The organism is Pseudomonas sp. App30 (assembly GCF_047947025.1).
Lineage (GTDB): Bacteria > Pseudomonadota > Gammaproteobacteria > Pseudomonadales > Pseudomonadaceae > Aquipseudomonas.
Window position 1 is genome coordinate 5,817,967 of record NZ_CP133165.1, and the last position, 18,588, is coordinate 5,836,554.

Here is an 18,588-nt window from a genome sequence, read left to right on the forward strand (position 1 = left end):
ATCAGCGGCCTCCACAGGCGTCCTCGAACATTTGCACAAAACGCCCGGCCGTGAGTGGCCAGGTACGTTGGCTGCCGATCAGACTGGCGTGCTCGGCCCAGCGAATGGCCAGCTCGGGAGCAGCGCACAGGTGACTCAATTCTGCGGCCAGGGCCGGTACATTGCCCTGGGGGAAGATGACGCCGTTGTCGTGGGCCACTTCCTCGGCGAACGAGCGGGCGTCGGAGGTAATGGCCCCGCGCCCGCACGCGACCGCCCAGGACAGCGCGCCACTGGTGCCGCGCAGGTTGCCCAGCAGCTTGAGCTTGCTGGACTCGCGGTAGGGCAGCACCATCACGTGATGGGCCTGGATGACCGCCGGGATGTCCGCGGCGGGCAGGTCCAGGCCCCACTCGATGTTGTCGTTGAGTTGCAGCTGGCTGATGCGCTGGCGCAGCTGGTCCAGGTAGCTGCCCGACGGCCCGAAGGCCATTTCCGGTTCGCTGCCACCGGCCAGGGTCAGGCGGATGCGCTCGCGCAGCGCCGGTTGCTGGCTGAACGTCAGGGCCAGGGCGTCGAGCAGGTCCTCGATGCCCTTGCCACGGTAAATGAAACCGAAGTACAGCAGGCGCAGGGGCTCCAGCGGTGGCAGCGGCGCCGGTGGAATGACCAGGTTGCCGTGGGGGATCACCACCATCTGTTCGGTCGCAAGGCCCATGCGTTGTTTCAGGCACTGGCTACCCGACTGGGTCAGGGTCACCAGGCGCGTGAGGCTGCGCGCCAGCAGGCGTTCCTCGCGCAGGCACAAGGGGTCGGCCAGCACCGTGGCCACCTGCGGCAACGGGTTGGGCATGCCCGCCACCATCGACAGCGGCCAGGGCAGCTGTTCGCGGCGCCATACCAGGCGCTCGGGGTCGTGCACGGTGGCGGTCAGCGGCAGGCGCGGGAAGCGCTGGCGCAGGGTCCGCAGGCCGTTGAACTCGGCCAGGCGGCCACCACCGATCTCGGCGTGCACCAGGTCGATGCCCTTCCAGTCAAACGCCTGCAGCGCCTCCTGGGTGCGCTGCACGTCGTTGCCCAGGCCCGCCAGCGGTGTGCTGACGGTCACGCCCCGTTGCTCCAGGGCGTGCTTGAGGTGCCCGGCGTAGTCGGCGATGCCGTTCTGTTCCGGTGGCAGGGGGGCCAGCAGGGCAATATGCATCAGGCATGGCTCCGGATGCGGGTCATGAAGTTCAGCACCTTGGCCGGGATCTCGAAGCGGCGGCGGTTGATGATGATGCCGTCCACGTGCTTGAACGCGGTATTGAGGATCGACACGGCGTTCTCCAGCACCGGCACGGTGGTCTTCTCGGCTTCCACGATCAGCGCGATCAGGTCGGCTTCACGCAAGGTCACGAAGGCCTCCTGGTTGGAGAAGAACCCGGCGGCGTCCAGCAGCACGATTTCGCCCGGTTGCGCGCTGGCCTCACCGTTGACACGGACCTTGTGGCCGCGGTCTTCCAGCAGCTTGCGCAGGTGCTCGATGACGAAGCTCACGCCTTCGCCCTTGCGCGCCGAGGTCAGGCCGATGCTCAGGCCGCTGAGTGCCACTTGCTTGAGCGGCAGCACGCCGTACAGGCGGTACATGCTGGCGGTGAAGGCGCTGATGCGCTGGGCGTCCTGGCCGCTGATGTCCTGCAGGCTGGTCCACACCTTGATGCCGAAGCGTTCCTCGATCTTGTCGCCGTCGTGGATGCGCTGGTCCAGCAGGTAGAAGAAGTACAGCGCCAGCAGGCCCACAGCCAGGCTGATCGGGATGGCGAACAGCAGCATCAGCAGGCTTTTCGGGAACACGCGGCTAGGGTTGAGGGTGGCCTGCTCGATCACCGCGATGTTGCTGATCTGGCTGGCGTCCAGTTCACGGTCGATGCGGGCTTTTTCCAGGCTGTCGCTGTACAGCGCGAAGCTCTTCTCGGCGGCGTCCAGTTCAAGTTGCAACTGCGACAGTTCCGGCTCCAGGCCCACGGCCTGGGTGCGGTCGGCTTCCAGCTTGGCCAGCTGGGTCTCCTGCTGGGCGGCCTGGGATTTCAGGCGGCTGAGGCTGGCGGCCTGGTCGGCGTAGCTGTTCTGCAGGCGGGTGTAGATGGGGTTGGGTGCCATGTTCTGCGAGCGCTGCACGGTGGCGTTCTCGCCGTTCATCAGCGCTTGCAGGTTGGCGATGGCGGTGTTGATCGCACGGACCGGCGGGGCGTCATCCTTGAAGGTGCGCAGCAGTTCCTGTTTCTCGATCTGCTTGGTGTTGATGCGCTGGCTCAGGTCCTCGCGGTCGGGGTTGCGGGCGATCTCGCGGGCAATGCTGATTTCCTTGGGAATGCCGTTCATCTGTTGCTTCAGCACGTCCAGCCCGGCCTGGGTGGAGGCAATGGAGCGCAGGGTGTTCAGGCGTTCGCCCTTGAGGTCGTTGAGGTTGCGCGACACATCGTTCAGGCGCTCGGTGATGCTCACCGCGCCGAGTTTGTCGAGCAGGGTCTGGATGCGTTTCTTGGTGTCCAGAATGCGCTGCTGGGTGGCCTTGCTCTCGCCTTCATAGAAGGAATAGAGGCTTTTGCGGCCCAGGGTGCGGGTACGCTCTTCCTGATACTTGTCGAGCCAGTTCTTCACCACGGTCTGCGCCACTTGCGGGTCGCTCCAGGTGAAGCTGACCTCCATCACCGAGGAACCGGTGGCGTGGGTCACGGTAAAGTTCTTCTCCAGCTGGGTCGCCAGGCGCTCCACGGGGGTCTGCTTCTCTACCAGGCCCAGGGCCTGGAGGAAGCCGCGGCCGATGTCGGCCAGGCTCTGCACCGCGCCTTTCACGGCATACTTGATGCTGGCTACCACGCCTTCCTGGTGCGGCTGGCGCGCCTGGTCATCCAGGTACTGCTCGGCCACCAGGCGGGTGATCGGGCGGCCGGTGAGCATGCGCTCCTCGTCGGCCACCGGGTCGCGCTGCAGCGGGATCACGGCGGTCTGGCGGTCGCTCATCTCGATGGGCAGGGTGCTGTCGCGGCCGGGCTTGACCAGCAGCAGCGCGGTGGATTCATAGCGGTTGGGAAGCAGGAAGGCACCCAGCAGAATGACCACGAAGGTCACCGCCACGGTGATTTTCACTTCCCGCTTGAAGATAAAGAACAGCCGCAGCAAATCGCGGAAGGAACGGATATTGATCATGTCTGTTGTCCTTGGCGATTAGCTTCAGTTGGAGGAGTTGTAGTTGCGCAGGTCATACGTCACGCCAAGGCCGATGGACTTGGTGAACGGGATGAGCTGGTTCAAATACAGGTCCACCCACTCGATGCCGTTGCCCACGTGGGACTTGGGCACGAACACCACGTCGCCGCGCTGCAGCCATACGGGCGGGCGGTCGTTGTTGGCATACAGGGAACTGGCGTAGTCGAAGAAGTACGTCTTGTACTTGCCGTCGGGCTCCTGGCGCATCAGCGCGACGTTGCCGCTGTCGGCCACCGACAGCACGCCACCGGCGCCGACGATGGCCTGGTCGAGGGTGGTGGCGACGTTCACCGACAGGTTGGCCGGGTTGCGCACCGCGCCACCGACGAACACCGTGTTGCCCGGCGCAGCGTTGATGTTGATGGTCAGCGAGGTCTCGCGGTAGATGTTCTCCAGCTTGACCTCCAGCACCTTGGTCAGCTCTTCGGTGGACAGGCCGACCGCCTTGACCTGGCCCACGTAGGGGTAGGCGAAGGTGCCGTCGTTCTGCACGGTGAACAGCGTCAGTTCATAGATGGTGTTGGCGGTGAACGCCGAAATCGACGGCGCCTCGCCAGTGTTGCGCACAATCCTCAAGGTGTCGCCCGGGCGGATGCGCTGGGGTGGCAGGGGTTTGCCGGCCAGTGCGTCGCCGGCCTGGTGAGCTGCTTTCAGCACGTCGTTACTGGGCAATGAAACCTTAGCCTGATTGCTGCATGCGGCGAGCATGACAATACTTAATATGAGCAACACTTTTTTCATTGGTCAGTCTTCCTGTGGTGCATGAAATACAGCTCCCTGGCGAATCCGGGTCGGTGCAGCGTTAGAGGTCAAGGGTCAGGCTTTGGGTGCTTCCGGCACGCGGCCGTAGATGTCGGTGAAGCGCACGATGTCGTCCTCGCCCAGGTACTCGCCGCTTTGTACTTCAATCATCACCAGGTCGATGACCCCGGGGTTGACCAGGCGGTGGGTGTGGCCAGGCTTGATAAACGTCGATTCGTTGGTGTCGAGCAGGAACTCGCGCTCGCCATTGGTCACGCGGGCCATGCCGCTGACCACGATCCAGTGCTCGCTGCGGTGGTGGTGCATCTGCAGTGACAGCGAGGCGTTGGGGCGGACCACGATGCGCTTGATCTTGAAGCGCTTGCCTTCCTCCAGCACCGTGTAGGTGCCCCACGGGCGGGTGACGGTGCGGTGCAGGCGGTAGGCGTCGTGGCCCTGGCGCTTGAGTTCCTGGGCGATGAACTTGACCTCCTGGCTGCGCGCGGCGTCGGCGATCAGCAAGGCGTCGGGGGTGTCGATGACGATCAGGTTGTCCAAGCCCACGCCGCCCACCAGGCGCTTGGGCGAGTCGATGTAGCAGTTGTGCACGTCGTGCAGCACGGTCTCGCCGTTGCACTGGTTGCCGTTGGTGTCTGCCGGGCTCAATTCGCGCACCGCTTCCCACGAGCCGATGTCGCTCCAGCCCAGGTTGCAGGGGATGACCGCGACCTTCTGCGAGCGCTCCATGATGGCGTAGTCCACGGAAATGTCCGGGGCGTTGGCGAAGGCGCCGCTGTCCAGTTCCACCTGCAGTTCGCGGTTGCCGTCCTTGCGGTGGCTGGCGGCCAGGCAGGTGTTGACCGCCTCCAGCACGTCCGGGGCGTGGGCCTGGAACTCGCGCAGAATGGCGTCGACGCGCATGCAGAACATGCCGGCGTTCCACAGGTGCAGGCCGCCCTTGAGGTATTCCTGGGCGGTGGCGGCGTTGGGTTTCTCGACGAAGCGCGCCACCTGGAAACCACCTTCGGTCAAGGCCTGGCCCTTCTCGATGTAGCCGAAGCCGGTTTCGGCGCGGGTGGGGATGATGCCGAAGGTCACCAGCCAACCTTGGTCGGCCAGGCTGCGCGCGGCCTCCACGGCCTGGGTGAATGCCGCCACGTCGGTGATCAATTGGTCTGCGGGCAGCACCAGCAGCTGCGCGTCCTCGCCGTACAGGCGCGCGGTGTGCAGGGCCGCCGCGGCAATGGCCGGGGCGGTATTGCGACCGAACGGTTCAAGAATGAAATCCAGCCCCGCGCGACCCTTGTTCAGCAGGCGGTAGTCGTCCACGGTGCGGAAGAACACCTCGCGGTTGGTCACCGTCAGCAGGCGGTCGACGCCGGGCAGGCCGGCGGCGCGCAGGAAGGTTTTCTGCAGCAGGCTCTCGCCATCCGGCAGGCGCATGAAAGGCTTGGGCATCGCTTCGCGGGATACCGGCCACAGGCGGGTGCCAGCACCGCCGGCGATAATGCAGGGAATGAGCGTGCCCATTTCAATAAACCTCGCGCGTCAGGAGCACTGCCGGAACAGTGCGGAAGAGGATGTAGAGGTCGAACCACACGGACCAGTTCTCGATGTACTCGAGGTCGAACTCCACGCGTTTCTCGATCTTTTCCAGGGTGTCGGTCTCGCCGCGGTAGCCGTTGATCTGCGCAAGGCCGGTGATGCCCGGCTTGACCCGATGGCGGGAGGTGTATTCCTTCACCGCCTCTTCGAAGAGGATGCCGGCGGCCTTGGTGGCCGTGGCGTGGGGGCGCGGGCCGACCATCGACATGCTGCCGCCGAACACGTTGAACAACTGGGGCAGCTCATCCAGGCTGGTCTTGCGGATGAAGCGGCCTACCCGGGTAATGCGCGAGTCACCGCGCACGGTCTGCTTCTCGGCGTTGGCATCGGCCTGGTGCTGGTGCATGGAGCGGAACTTGTACACCTCGATCAGGCGGTTGTTGTAGCCGTAGCGCTTCTGCTTGAACAGCACCGGGCCTGGGGAGTCGAGCTTGATGGCCAGCGCCACCAGCAGCATGATCGGCGACAGCGCCACCAGCGCCAGGCTGGAGATGAGCATGTCTTCCAGGCGCTTGAAGAACGGCGACCAGCCACGCAACGGCACTTCGGAGGCGTTGAACATCGGCAGGTTGGCGACTTCGGTGATGCGGTTGTGCGAGTGGCGGAAGGCGACCATGTCCGGCACCAGCAGCACGTTCACCGGCAGCCGGCGCAATTCGCGAATGATGTAGTCCATGCGGTTTTCCGCCGACCAGGGGATGGCCACCAGCACCTGGGTGACCTTCTCGTCGCGGATCAGTTGCTCCAGCTCCTGGCTGTTGCCCAGCAGGGGCAGGTTGACCAGGGTCTTGGGCAGCCGGGCGATGCGGTCGTCGATGAAACCCACCACGCCGGAGCGGATGTCCTGGTGCTGCAGCAGGTACTCGGCCAGGCGCTGGCCGTTTTCGGTGGCGCCCAGGATCACCGCGTTCTGCAGGAACACCCCGCGCACCATCAGTTGCTGGAACAGGGTGAGGATGATCATCCGTTCGATGCCGAACAGGATGAAGGTGCCGATGAACCAGATCGCCAGCTGCAGGTTGCTGATGAAATCGAACAGCGACAGCGCCCGGTGCATGAACAGCAACAGGCAGAACGCCGACGCCCAGGCGTAGAAGGTGGTCTGGAAGCGCAGGCGGTTGCTGAAGATCGATTCGGCGTACACCCCCAGCGCCTGGAAGATCAGCACGCTGAGAAAACCGAAGAACACCAGCACGGCCAGGTCGTCCTTCACGGCGCCGGGCTTGATGTTCGAATCGATCATCAAGATCAGCAAGCCAGGGGCGATGGCGGTAAGCCCGTGGACCAGGCGGATAGCGAACAGGAAATACTCGACCATACTGGGCCGAGTCATCAGCAGACTGTCCACGGGTTGCAAGCGCATAAATCCCTTCCCTCCAGACCATTGGTGATCCAAGGCCGACAACAAGAATTGCGGCAGTTCCATTGTGTACGTTGGGTGTTACCGTTTGTTGCTGACTCCGTCCCTGGTGGCAATTTTTTGTCGTTTTATTATTGGCGGGGGTTTTTGCGTCAGTTTTCCGTTACAAATATTAATTTACGATTGAATGGCCCTCGAAGGCAATCTTTCCGATGGCACTTTGAAACCTGAGTAAAGTCCATGAAACACCGCCTTGCGAATCAAAAACGCGCAAAGCGCCAAAAAAATATGCAATCGCCGATGATCTGTATGGCTTTTTTTGACGGTGGTGTGGTCGAAACGCTTCAGGGGGCGGTTCTAGACGGGGAAACGGCATGGCAGCGCGCAAGGCATTTTTGATTCTGCACGGCAAGCAGGCCCTCAACGAGGACGTGCGGCGCGCCGTGGAAGCCCAGCGGGCGGCAGGCGTCGAGCTGGCGGTAAGGCTGACCTGGGAGGCGGGGGATGCCCAGCGCCTGGTGGCGGAAGCGCTGGCGGCCGGTTACCCGCACATCATCGCCGGGGGCGGTGACGGTACCCTGCGCGATATCGCCGAGGCCATGGCCCTGGCGGGCACTGACGCCAGCCTGGTGCTGATGCCCCTGGGCACCGCCAACGATTTTGCCCGTGCCGCCGGCGTGCCGCTGGACTGTGCCGGGGCGCTGGCGCTGCTGGATGCACCGGCCCGGCCGGTGGACCTGGGCGAGGTAGGCGGGCAGTTGTTCCTGAACATGGCCACCGGAGGGTTCGGCAGCCAGGTGACGGCCAACACCTCCGACGACCTGAAAAAAGTGCTGGGTGGTGCGGCCTACCTGTTCACCGGCTTGTCGCGCTTCGCCGAGCTGCGCCCGGCCTACGGCTGCCTGCGCGGGCCAGACTTCGAGTGGGAAGGGCAGTTGCTGGCGCTGGGCATCGGCAATGGCCGGCAGGCGGGTGGTGGCCATGTGCTGTGCCCCGAGGCGGTGGCGGATGACGGGCTGCTGGACATCAGCATCCTGCCGGCGCCCACCGAGGTGTTCAGCACCTTGAAGGATTTGCTCGCTGGTGGGCTCGGAGTGGATAACCTGTTCGTTCGGGTGCGCCTGCCGTGGGTGGAGATCCACAGTGCCGAGGGCCTGGACATCAACCTCGACGGCGAGCCGCTGACGGGCGACAGCCTGCGTTTCAGCGCCCGGCCTGGCGCCCTGAAGGTGCATCTGCCGGCGAATTCACCGCTGTTGTCGCGCGGGCGCCCGTGACGCGGCCTGCGGCCGCTGCTACATCACTCCCTGCGTAGCAGCGGCCGCAGGCTGCGTCAGGAGTTCCGCAATGCCGGCGCAATCATCAATCGTCGAGGCTGATGATGCGCTCGCGCACGGCGAACAGCACCAGGCCCGCCACGTCGAAGATCTGCAGGCGCTTCATGATCTGCGAGCGGTGGGTTTCCACGGTCTTCACGCTCAGCCCCAGGCCGGTGGCGATCTCGCGGGTGGACTTGCCGCGCACGATCAGCCGCAGGATCTCCAGCTGGCGCGGGGTGAGGTTGTGGTTGTCGGCCTGTTCCGGGCGGCTGCTCTGCGCGCGGATCAGCGCCTGGTTGATCACCGTGTGGGCGATGGCCGGGCTCAGGTAACGCTCGTTGCTGCGCAGGGCGTCCAGCGCCTGGCCCAGCTCGACGGCCGTGGTGTCCTTGAGCAGGTAACCATGGGCGCCCATCTCCAGCGCCTGCATGATCATTTCCGGGTCGGTATGCATGGACAGGATCAGTACCTTGCTGCGCGCCCGGGTGGCCTGCAGCCGGCCCAGGGCTTCCAGCCCGCCGGTGTCACGCATGGACAGGTCGAGCAGGACGATGTCCGGGTCCAGCCGGCGCACCATGTCCACCAGTTGTGCACCATCGCTGGCCTCGCCCACCACCGCGTAACCGGGAATATCCGACACCAGGGCGCGCACGCCCGCCCTGATCAGGGAATGATCGTCCACCAGCAATAATTTGCAGATCATAGGCCTTTGCCGAGTTTGGCTCGTTGCAGGGCGCGCGGCGCCCAGGGGAAGAGTGCTTCAAGTTGGGTGCCCTGGCCGGGCTGGCTATTGACCTTCAGCCAGCCGCCAATCAGCGTGGCGCGCTCCTGCATGCCCGACATGCCCCGCAGGCCATGGCTGGCCGGGTCGCTGACGGGGGTGAAGCCCACGCCGTCATCGCTGACATACAGGTGCAGGCCTTCGGGGGTGCGTTGCAGGCGCACCAGCAGGTTGGTCGCCCGGGCATGGCGCAGCAGGTTGGTCACCGCTTCCTGGGTAATGCGGAAGGCGGCCACCGCCATCTCCTCGGGGATGCCGGTCATGGCCTGGTGGCATTCCAGGGTCCAGTTCACCTGGGTGTTTTCCAGGGTGCGCAGCAGGTGCCCGCGCAGGCTGGCTTCCAGGCCCAGGCTGGTGAGCTGGCGCGGGTTGAGGATGGCGGACACGTCGCGGACCTTGGTCAGGGTCTCGTCGATGGTCTCGCGCAGCGTTGTGAAGCCTTCTTCCAGGTCGTTGGGCAGGCGTCTTTGCAGCCAGTCTGATTGCATCTTGGCCGCAGTCAGCAGCTGGCCGATGTCATCGTGCAGTTCCCGGCTCAGGCGGTGCCGTTCGTTTTCCTGCACCTGCAACAGGTGGTCGGCGAGTTCCTGGGGCTTGAAGGCGATGGACTTCTGCGCGTTGCGATGCTGCACCCATACGCTGAGCATGGCGGCGATGTTGATGGCCAGCAGCCCCGCGGGAACCGTGCCTTGGGTGGCGAATATCCAGGCGTTGCCCAACAGCGAGCCCAGGCACAGCAATACCGTCAACCAGCGCATGTGTTGCACGCCCATTGGCCACGATGTGTATTTTCTGAAACTGGCGTACATAGAAAACGGAGCCAAGAAAAAGTCGCTGCTGAGAACCGGTTAAGGCGTTGTTGAAAGCCGTTTCCAAGGCTCCATGCTCTAGATGTAGCGCCGTGGGCGAAAGATGCAAATGAATAGAACATATCGCCCGATTCCCGATGACACCTTGCAAGTGTCAGGTGGTCAGGGCATCCGGTCCGTGGGGGGAATAGGTCTGCCATGGTATCACTTCATCAACAGTTGGTCGCCTGTTCAGCAATATATGCCTGAACGGTCAGGTTTATTTTCGGCGTTAACAGTTATCTCGCGAGCGCAATCACATCGCCATCATTGGGGGCGGCTGGAGTACGGTTGTCATCACATTGCAACTCAGGCCCCTGAACAACTTCAGTCAACGGACAAAAATGCACAATCATAGGGCAGGAACGCACTCCTGGTAACTTTGAGTGTAATGCCAAAGTTACAGAAAGCCGGGGGTAGTTGTACCTAGGGGAATAGCTGAGGGTGGCCTAGGTGAATGGCTGGTCATTTCATGAACGCACAATTATACCGCGCCCTGGCGCGGTGTATGGAACTGGCAACAAAGTGGATGCAGTCGGGGTCACATGACCCGTCGGTCCAATTGCCCGCTGGCCTTGCCCGCGGTGGGAGGCACAGGGGCGAGGTTCGAGTCGATGGTGACCGCCAGGGCCTCCACCAGCGCCACCTGTTCGTCACTGTCCAGGCTCAACTGGCCGGTGCGTGGGTCGATCAGCTCCAGTTGCCAGGCCAGCAGGGTGAGGCATTCGTTGAGCGCCTTGAGTGTGGCCCCCTCCAAACGATTGCGCGGTTTTGCCAGGTGCAGCAGCTGGCGCAGCTGCTGGCAAAATGCAGCCACTTGCTCAAGTGACAGGCCCTGGGCCCGTAAACCAAGGCTTTCCAGGGTGTACAGCAGGCAGTCGGCGGCGTCCTGATCATTGCGGATCAGTTCGAGGTGGCTGATGCATTCCTGCAATTTGTTCAGCATGGCCTGGGCCTCGACGAGGAAGTCAGGCAGGGCACATGACCATTGGGTGTCATTGAGCATGTTGATCTCCACAACTCCGTGCGGACGCGTCCATTGCGTGCGGTCCGTGCGTTGGTTCCATCTGGCCACTCAAGCTTAGCTGCATCCGCGCACGGATGGCTGGCATTTGCGCTGTCATTTTCAATGTGTCCTGCGAGCCACAAGCCAGACACATTGTCTTGGCGGGAAAAGATGAAATCAGGCCCTTGCTGCCGCTCCGAAGGCTGCGATCGGGGGATAAAAAGCGAGCGAACAAAAGCCTGACTCCGTTCATGCATTGAGAATGGCGTCACATTAATGGCTATTGGATATTGCGAATATCAGGTTTCGCCCGATTGCCTATAGGGGAATCCCTGATAAGAAGGGAGGGTTCTTAGCAGTTTTGTATCTAAATGTTCAGCGACGGCAATGCGATCAGTTAAGCATGATGTTAATGTGACATCAATGCTCGCCAGCGTGTATTTCGTCGGGCTTCAAGATCGGTCGCGCGCTGCCGATAACCCTTATCAGTTCACCTCAGCATCGTCCCCAGGAGTCATCGATGGCCGGCATTCTCGACACAGTAGACCAACGTACCCAGCTTGTGGGTGAGAACCGCCTTGAAATTCTGATGTTTCGCCTGGCGGGCCGGCAATTGTTCGCCATCAACGTGTTCAAGGTGCAGGAGGTGCTGCAACTGCCCAAGTTGACGCTGATGCCCCAGCGCCACGCTTTCGTGTGCGGGGTGGTCAACCTGCGCGGGCAGACCCTGCCGGTCATCGACCTGTCCCAGGCCATCGGCATGCGCCCGCTGCAGCCGGGGCCCAACAGCACCATCATCGTCACCGAGTACAACCGCTCGGTGCAGGCGTTCCTGGTGGGCGGCGTGGACCGCATCGTCAACATGAACTGGGAAGCCATCCTGCCGCCGCCTACCAGCGCTGGCCGCCAGCACTACCTCACCGCCATCAGCAAGGTCGATGACCAACTGGTGGAAATCATCGATGTGGAGAAAGTGCTGGCCGAGATCGTGCCCTACAGCGCCAAGGTGTCCCGCGAGAAGCTTGAAGACCCCGTGCTGGCCCGGGCCCGGGGCAGGGAAGTGCTGCTGGTGGACGACTCTACCGTGGCGCTGGCGCAGCTGCGCGACACTCTGTCCCAGCTGGGGGTGAAGATGCACGTGGCCAGCGATGGCCTCAAGGCGCTGAAGATGCTCAAGGCCTGGGCGGATGCCGGCGAAAACCTCACGGACAAACTGCTGATGGTGTTCACCGACGCGGAAATGCCCGAGATGGACGGCTACCGCCTGACCACCGAGATCCGCAACGACCCGCGGCTGCGCGGCTTGTACGTGGTTTTGCACACCTCGCTATCGGGCAGCTTCAACGAGTCGATGGTCAAGAAGGTCGGCTGCGACAACTTCCTGTCCAAGTTCCAGCCGGACAAGCTGGTGGACGTGGTGCGCCAACGCCTGTTGCTGGATAACTGACCCTGTGGGAGCTGGCTTGCCAGCGAGCTTTCCAGGCTTCAACAGCTCGCTGGCAAGCCAGCTCCCACAAAGAAGTGGCGTGATAAACTGCCGGTCTAAATTGACCGCAGGAAGCCGCCATGCACCTCAGCGCCCTCTACCGCTACCCCCTCAAATCCGCCATCGCCGAACCCTTGCAGGCATCCGCCCTGGACAGCCTGGGCCTGGCCGGTGACCGTCGCTGGATGCTGGTGGACGAGGCCAGCGGGCGCTTCCTGACCCAGCGCGCCGAGGCACACATGAGCCAGCTGGGCGCCGCCCACCAGGGCGATGCCGGGCTGCAACTGTCGGCACCGGGCCTTGCGCCGCTGTTCGTGCCTACCCCTGGCGCCGACGCGCCGTTGCGCGGCGTGACCATCTGGCGGGACACCCTGCGCGTGCCTGATGCGGGCGATGAGGCAGCCCAGTGGGTCTCTTCCTTTATAGGCAAACCGACGCGCCTGGTGCAGGTGCCGGTCGAGCGGGCGCGCAGCACCCAGGCCGGCTACGGCCTGGACAGCGATCGCGTGGGCTTCGCCGATGGTTTCCCATTACTGCTGATTGGCCAGGCGTCGCTGGATGACCTGTCGAGCCGCGTGGGCCGTGAACTGGAGATGCTGCGGTTCCGCCCCAACCTGGTGGTCACCGGCAGCGAGGCGTTCGCCGAGGATGGCTGGAAGCGCATTCGCATTGGCGAGGTGGAGTTCCGGGTGGTGAAGCCGTGCTCGCGCTGCATCCTTACCACCATCGACCCCGCGACCGGAGTACGCAGTGACGATCGCGAGCCATTGGCGACGCTCAAGACCTATCGCCAGGTGGATGGCGACGTGATGTTCGGGCAGAACCTGGTCAACGACGGGGTAGGGCAGCTGCAGGTCGGCATGCCCGTCACGGTTCTCGAATAACCGTAGCAGCGGCCAAAGGCCGCGTCCACGGGGTTATTGGTCGTCGAAGAAGCGTTCGTTCCAGTCGGCGATCGGCTGCGGGATGTTCAGCTTCTGGCCGTAGATCACTGCGTAGGACAGCACGTTCTGCACGTACTGGCGGGTCTCGTCGAACGGAATCGACTCCACCCACACGTCGAAGCTCAGGTGGTTGGCGCCGCGCAGCCACTGCTTCACGCGGCCGGGGCCGGCGTTGTAGGCGGCGGAAGCGAGCACGCGGTTGCCGTTGAACTGCGCGTGCACCTGGCTCAGGTAGGCGGCGCCCAGCTGGATATTCTTGTCCGGGTCGATGGCCTGCTGCGGCGAGGCCAGGGGAATGCTGAACTTGCGCGCGGTTTCCTTGGCGGTGCCGGGCATCAGCTGCATCAGGCCCATGGCGCCCACGCCCGAACGGGCGTCGTCCATGAACGCGCTTTCCTGGCGGGTGATGGCGAACGCCCAGCTGGCATGGATGCCGCGGTTGTTGGCTTCGCGCACCAGGGCCTCGCGGTGGGCCATGGGGAAGCGGATGTCCAGGTCATCCCAGTATTGCGCCTGGGCAATGGTGCGGATAGCCGGGAAGTACCAGTGCATGTCGTAGGCCAGCTTGGCCTGGGCGACCATTTCGTCGCGGCTGAACAGGTTGCTCACGTAGTACCACTCGCGGCGTGCGTCCACCACCTGGCCACGGTCCAGCAGCTCCATGGCGCGGCGGATGCCCGCGGTGTTGCGCACCTTGTTCATCAGTGCCTGGCTGATCACCAGCGGGCGGTTGGCCAGGGAGTAGGGCGCCTGGGTGCGGTCGGCGGCGAGGAAGCCGTAGAAATCACGCTCCTTGGACACGTTGCGGTACAGCAGCGGCACCTGCGGGTTCTGCGGTTGCGCCAGCTCCAGGCTGCGCGCCTGCCAGTATTTCCAGCGGCTGGTGGCCGCCAGGTCCTGGGGCAGGCGGCGGGTCAGGTCGTAGGCGTCCTGCCAGCGGCCCAGGCGCAGCAGCAGGCGCAGGCGCCACTCGGTGACGGTGTTGTCGCGCAGCTCGGGGTCGTACTGGGTCATCAGGTCGAGGGCGCGCGGGTCGTAGTTGCGCGCCAGGGTCAGGCCGATTTCCCGGGCGATGGCCACCTTTTCGTCACGAGAAAAGTGCATGCTGCTGGCGTAGCCGTCGAGCATCTGCATGGCCCGGTCCGGGTCCTGCTTGGCCAGGCGCCGCAGGCCCAGGCCGACCACGTCGGACATGGCCTCGGTGGCCGGCTGGAAGCGCGACGGGTCGGTGAGCAGCTCGGGGTTCTGCGCCACGCTGATCAGCAGGCGGCCCTGGTTGCCCAGGGTCGGCAGGGTGGCGACCAACGCGTTGGCCAGGGCGTAGTTGCGGGTGTGGGCGGCCAGTTTCAGGCGCTGCCAGCGCTTGTCTTCGGTCAGCTGGCCGTCGGCGGCCCACAGGCCGAACAGCGCGTCGCAGGCGTCGGGCTGGGTCTTGCCGGTCAGCCACAGCTTCTGCGCGCTGGCGTAGCCCTCGGCCTTCTGGTTGTGGCCCAGTTGGTACTGGCCGTTGAGGCAGTCAAGCTCGGTGAAGTTGAGCTTGGCGTCATAATATTTGGCAAAGGTGTCCCAGTCGCCGCGTTCCGCCAGCCAGCGCAACCAGCGCAGCTTCATCCAGTTGGCCTGGGGCAGGTCACCGTGGGCGGCGAGGAATTTCTCGTTCTCGTCGTTGCTGGCGGTCTTCAGGCGGGCGGTGAGCTCGTCATAGGCCAGGTACGGCTCCAGCGGGTAGTCGCTGAGCATCGGCGCGTAACGGTAGTAGGGACCGCTGTCGCCCTTGGCCAGGGCGCGCTTGGCCTCGTCGTAATACTGGCGCTGGGTGGTCAGGTCCACTGCGTGGGCGCAGGAGACGGCGGTGGCAGAGAGCAGCAGGCAGGACAAGAGGCTAGACAGGCGACCGCGCATGAGACATCCGTGCAGATAAGGCATGACAAGTGCGGCGTTGCCTGCACTGATTTCCCATTAGCTTAGCCGGTTGCGGGTGGCCGATGAAAGCATTGTGCTTGTAACAACAGATGAATTCAGACCGTCCGGCCCATATGGCGGCATTTACTGTGCTGGGCGCTCAAGTCAGGTAGAATGCGCGCCCGGTTTTTGGAGAAACACATGACCCTGCTCAAATTAAGCGATGTGTCCCTCGCTTTCGGCGCGATGCCGTTGTTGGACAAAGTGTCCTGGCAGATCGCCCGTGGAGAGCGGGTCTGCATCATCGGTCGCAACGGCACTGGCAAGTCCAGCATGTTGCGCCTGGTCAAGGGCGATCAGAAGCCTGACGAAGGCGAGGTCTGGCGTGCGCCGGGCCTGAAGATCGGCGAGCTGCCGCAGGAACTGCCGGTGGCCGACGATCGCACCGTGTTCGACGTGGTTGCCGAAGGCCTCGATGGTGTGGGCGCGTTGCTGGCCGAATATCACCACCTGAGCCAGAACATCGTCACCGATGAAGACCTGACCAAGCTCATGCACGTCCAGTCGGACCTCGAGGCCCGCGACGGCTGGCGCCTGCAGCAACTGGTGGATAGCACCCTGAGCCGCCTGCAACTACCGGCCGACAAGACCCTGGCGCAGCTGTCCGGTGGCTGGCGCCGCCGCGTGCTGCTGGCCCAGGCGCTGGTGTCCGAGCCCGACCTGCTGCTGCTCGACGAGCCTACCAACCACCTGGACATCGGTGCGATTGCCTGGCTGGAAGAGGCCTTGAGCGGTTTCGGCGGCGCCGTGCTGTTCATCACGCACGACCGTTCCTTCCTGCAGAACCTGGCCACGCGCATCCTGGAACTGGACCGCGGCGGCCTGATCGACTGGAACGGCGACTACGCCAGCTTCCTGGTGCACAAGGAAGCCATGCTGGCGGCCGAAGAGACTGCCAACGCGCTGTTCGACAAGCGCCTGGCCCAGGAAGAAGTGTGGATTCGCCAGGGCATCAAGGCCCGTCGTACCCGCAACGAAGGCCGCGTGCGCGCCCTGAAAGAGCTGCGCGTCGAGCGCAGCGAGCGTCGCGAGCGCCAGGGCAAGGCCAACATCCAGCTTGATACCGCAGAGAAATCCGGCAAGCAGGTGATGGTGGTCGAGAACGTCAGCTTTGCCCACCCGGGCGGCCCGTTCCTGGTCAAGGACTTCTCCATGGTGCTGCAGCGCCAGGACCGCATTGGCCTGCTGGGCGCCAACGGCACCGGCAAGACCACGTTGCTCAAGCTGATGCTGGGCGACCTGGAAGCCACCAGCGGCACCGTGGCGGCCGGTACGCGCCTGGAAGTGGCGTACTTCGACCAGCTGCGCCACCAGCTGAACCTGGAAAAGACCGTGATCGACAACCTGGCCGAAGGCCGGGACTTCATCGAGATCGACGGCCAGAACCGCCACGTGCTCAGCTACCTGGGCGACTTCCTGTTCAGCCCGCAGCGTGCCCGCACGCCGGTCAAGGCGCTGTCGGGTGGCGAGCGTGCGCGCCTGCTGCTGGCCAAGCTGTTCAGCAAGCCGGCCAACCTGCTGGTGCTCGATGAACCGACCAACGACCTGGACGTGGAAACCCTGGAACTGCTGGAAGAAGTGCTGTCCAGCTTCAAGGGCACCGTGCTGATGGTCAGCCACGACCGGGCCTTCCTCGACAACGTGGTGACCAGCACCCTGGTCTTCGAAGGCGAGGGCAAGGTGCGCGAGTACGTGGGTGGCTACCAGGACTGGATTCGCCAGGGTGGTTCGCCGAAGCTGCTGGGCGTTACCGAGAACAAGTCGGGCAAGGCCGAGCTTAACAGCGCCGTGGTGACTGCCCCGGCAGCCGTCGTGGCACCGGCAGTGGAAGCTGCTGCCCCTGCGAAGAAGAAACTCAGCTACAAGCTGCAGCGCGAGCTGGAAGCCTTGCCGGGTGAGATCGACGCCCAGGAGCAGAAGATTGCCGCGCTGGAAGCGACCATGGCGGATGCGGGTTTCTACCAGAAGCCGGCGGCCGAGACGGCCAAGGTGATTGCCGAGCTGGAACAGGCCCAGGCCAAGCTGGACGAGATGGTCGAGCGTTGGGCTGAGCTCGACGCCTGATCCGTGTTGCCCCATCGCGGCCAAGGCCGGCTCCTACAGGTAGGAGCCGGCCTTGGCCGCGATGGGGGCGCCGCGATTACTCGGGTTTCTTCAGGCGTACCGCCAGCACATCACAGGGCGCGCCATGCAGCACGTCATTGGACGTGGAGCCCAGCAACAGCGCCAGGCCATGGCGGGCATGGCTGCCCACCACCACCAGGTCGCAACCCTTTTCCTTGGCCAGGCCATGGATTTCCTGCTTGGGCTGGCCATAGGTCAGGTGACAATTCTCTTTCGTCAGTTCCGGGTACTTGGTGATCAGGCGCTCCAGGCGCTCCTTGGCCTGGTCGAACTGCTGCTGTTGCAGCTGCGACAGGTCCATGGGCACGTCGCCGCCGAAGGCCATGGCCATGGGTTCGACGATGTGCACCAGGGACAGCTTGGCGTCCTGGCTGGAAGACAGCTCGCGGGCCCGGTGGATCACCGGATCGCACTCTTCGGTCAGGTCGACGGCGACCAGAATATGTTGGTAGGGCATGGGAAGCTCTCCTGACGTGGCGATAGGCTAAGTATGGCCGGTTTCAAGTCGGTCTGTTTGCGCGTGTCCTAACCAACTCATTTCTAAAAGTTTTACAGGGTGCACAGTCATATGACGGTATGGATAGTGGTGTCAATCCTTGCGCTGGTTTTAAGCCCCCTGGTGTGGCTGCGCCCCTCGCGCAAGCAGAGCGGCCAGATGGCCCTGCGCATGGAAGCGCGCCGCCTGGGCCTGGCCATGCAGCTGATGCCCCAGGAATGGCCGCACTGGCTGCCCCAGCAGCCGCCAAGCCCCTGCGCGCAGTACTGCCGGCCGCGGCGGTCGGCCACGGCCGCGCGGTTCTGCTACTGGCAGACCGAGCCGGGGACCTGGCTCAACCAATGGCGCGAACCTTGTGAAGACCCGATCTTACTCGCGCAGTTCGCCACGTTGCCGGGTAATGTCTACAAGGTTGACGCAGGTCAACAGTTGATCGCCCTGTACTGGGGCGAGCGCGGGGAGGTGAGTGTGCTGGTGGCAATCGACCAGGTGCTGAAAGCGCTGGCATGACCTGTGGGGGCTGTCGCCCTGTGGGAGCTGGCTTGCCAGCGAGCTGTTGCGGAACAAGAAGCTCGCTGGCAAGCCAGCTCCCACAGGTGTCGGGGCGTTAGATTTCGGGCAATAAAAAGCCCGATAATCTGCGTCGGGCTGGGGTTGGCCAGGCAGGCCGGTAAGACATTTTCTGCAT

General features: G+C 63.8%; 16 protein-coding genes. 6 read left to right on the forward strand and 10 right to left on the reverse strand.

Annotation, left to right across the window (positions count from 1 at the left end):
• Position 1: 1 nt before the first annotated feature.
• From RAM80_RS26850 to RAM80_RS26870, 5 genes are all read right to left on the reverse strand, one after another.
• Complete coding sequence (locus RAM80_RS26850) at positions 2 to 1,180, reverse strand: glycosyltransferase (protein WP_416423408.1); 1,179 nt, start codon at positions 1,178 to 1,180, stop codon at positions 2 to 4.
• On the reverse strand, positions 1,180 to 3,168 hold the full coding sequence (locus tag RAM80_RS26855) for an exopolysaccharide transport family protein (RefSeq protein WP_416423409.1): 1,989 nt from the start codon (positions 3,166 to 3,168) through the stop codon (positions 1,180 to 1,182). Before RAM80_RS26855 ends, RAM80_RS26850 begins: the two co-directional genes overlap by 1 nt.
• Positions 3,169 to 3,192: 24 nt before the next feature.
• Positions 3,193 to 3,969: a polysaccharide biosynthesis/export family protein gene (locus tag RAM80_RS26860; protein ID WP_416423410.1), complete on the reverse strand. Its 777-nt coding sequence runs from the start codon at positions 3,967 to 3,969 to the stop codon at positions 3,193 to 3,195.
• A gap of 75 nt (positions 3,970 to 4,044) precedes the next feature.
• A complete protein-coding gene (locus RAM80_RS26865; protein WP_416423411.1) occupies positions 4,045 to 5,499 on the reverse strand; it encodes a mannose-1-phosphate guanylyltransferase/mannose-6-phosphate isomerase in 1,455 nt (484 codons plus the stop codon).
• A gap of 1 nt (position 5,500) precedes the next feature.
• Positions 5,501 to 6,937: an undecaprenyl-phosphate glucose phosphotransferase gene (locus RAM80_RS26870; RefSeq protein WP_416423412.1), complete on the reverse strand. Its 1,437-nt coding sequence runs from the start codon at positions 6,935 to 6,937 to the stop codon at positions 5,501 to 5,503.
• A 237-nt stretch (positions 6,938 to 7,174) separates the two neighbouring features.
• Between RAM80_RS26870 and RAM80_RS26875 the strand changes: the two genes are divergently transcribed.
• Both RAM80_RS26875 and yegS read left to right on the forward strand, forming a co-directional pair.
• Positions 7,175 to 7,333 (forward strand): hypothetical protein, encoded by a 159-nt coding sequence (locus tag RAM80_RS26875; protein WP_416423413.1) that lies wholly within the window; start codon positions 7,175 to 7,177, stop codon positions 7,331 to 7,333.
• Positions 7,309 to 8,211 carry a lipid kinase YegS gene (gene yegS / locus RAM80_RS26880; protein ID WP_416423414.1) on the forward strand — a complete coding sequence of 301 codons (903 nt, stop codon included), beginning with the start codon at positions 7,309 to 7,311 and terminating at the stop codon, positions 8,209 to 8,211. The genes RAM80_RS26875 and yegS overlap by 25 nt, the downstream gene beginning before the upstream one ends.
• An 85-nt stretch (positions 8,212 to 8,296) precedes the next feature.
• Here yegS and RAM80_RS26885 read toward each other — a convergent pair whose 3' ends face one another.
• The 3 genes from RAM80_RS26885 to RAM80_RS26895 form a co-directional block, all read right to left on the reverse strand.
• A complete protein-coding gene (locus tag RAM80_RS26885; protein ID WP_416423415.1) occupies positions 8,297 to 8,956 on the reverse strand; it encodes a response regulator in 660 nt (219 codons plus the stop codon).
• The gene (locus RAM80_RS26890; RefSeq protein ID WP_416427571.1) at positions 8,953 to 9,843 is read right to left on the reverse strand and encodes a sensor histidine kinase; all 891 of its coding nucleotides are present in this window, start codon (positions 9,841 to 9,843) and stop codon (positions 8,953 to 8,955) included. The genes RAM80_RS26885 and RAM80_RS26890 overlap by 4 nt, the downstream gene beginning before the upstream one ends.
• A 580-nt stretch (positions 9,844 to 10,423) precedes the next feature.
• Complete coding sequence (locus RAM80_RS26895; RefSeq protein WP_416423416.1) at positions 10,424 to 10,888, reverse strand: hypothetical protein; 465 nt, start codon at positions 10,886 to 10,888, stop codon at positions 10,424 to 10,426.
• A 520-nt stretch (positions 10,889 to 11,408) separates the two neighbouring features.
• Here RAM80_RS26895 and RAM80_RS26900 point away from each other — a divergent pair.
• Both RAM80_RS26900 and RAM80_RS26905 read left to right on the forward strand, forming a co-directional pair.
• Positions 11,409 to 12,335 carry a chemotaxis protein CheV gene (locus RAM80_RS26900; protein ID WP_416423417.1) on the forward strand — a complete coding sequence of 309 codons (927 nt, stop codon included), beginning with the start codon at positions 11,409 to 11,411 and terminating at the stop codon, positions 12,333 to 12,335.
• A gap of 119 nt (positions 12,336 to 12,454) precedes the next feature.
• On the forward strand, positions 12,455 to 13,258 hold the full coding sequence (locus RAM80_RS26905) for an MOSC domain-containing protein (protein ID WP_416423418.1): 804 nt from the start codon (positions 12,455 to 12,457) through the stop codon (positions 13,256 to 13,258).
• 33 nt (positions 13,259 to 13,291) lie between these two features.
• Here the strand turns inward: RAM80_RS26905 and RAM80_RS26910 are convergent, their stop codons facing one another.
• The gene (locus RAM80_RS26910) at positions 13,292 to 15,220 is read right to left on the reverse strand and encodes a transglycosylase SLT domain-containing protein (RefSeq protein ID WP_416423419.1); all 1,929 of its coding nucleotides are present in this window, start codon (positions 15,218 to 15,220) and stop codon (positions 13,292 to 13,294) included.
• Between the two features lie 201 nt (positions 15,221 to 15,421).
• Here RAM80_RS26910 and RAM80_RS26915 point away from each other — a divergent pair, with 201 nt between their 5' ends.
• Complete coding sequence (locus tag RAM80_RS26915) at positions 15,422 to 17,344, forward strand: ATP-binding cassette domain-containing protein (RefSeq protein ID WP_416423420.1); 1,923 nt, start codon at positions 15,422 to 15,424, stop codon at positions 17,342 to 17,344.
• 76 nt (positions 17,345 to 17,420) lie between these two features.
• Here RAM80_RS26915 and RAM80_RS26920 read toward each other — a convergent pair whose 3' ends face one another.
• Positions 17,421 to 17,861, reverse strand: a complete 441-nt coding sequence (locus RAM80_RS26920; protein WP_416423421.1) for a universal stress protein — start codon at positions 17,859 to 17,861, stop codon at positions 17,421 to 17,423.
• A 111-nt stretch (positions 17,862 to 17,972) separates the two neighbouring features.
• Between RAM80_RS26920 and RAM80_RS26925 the strand changes: the two genes are divergently transcribed.
• Entirely contained in the window at positions 17,973 to 18,410 is a 438-nt protein-coding gene (locus RAM80_RS26925) for a hypothetical protein (RefSeq protein ID WP_416423422.1), read from the forward strand.
• The last annotated feature ends 178 nt before the right edge of the window (positions 18,411 to 18,588 follow it).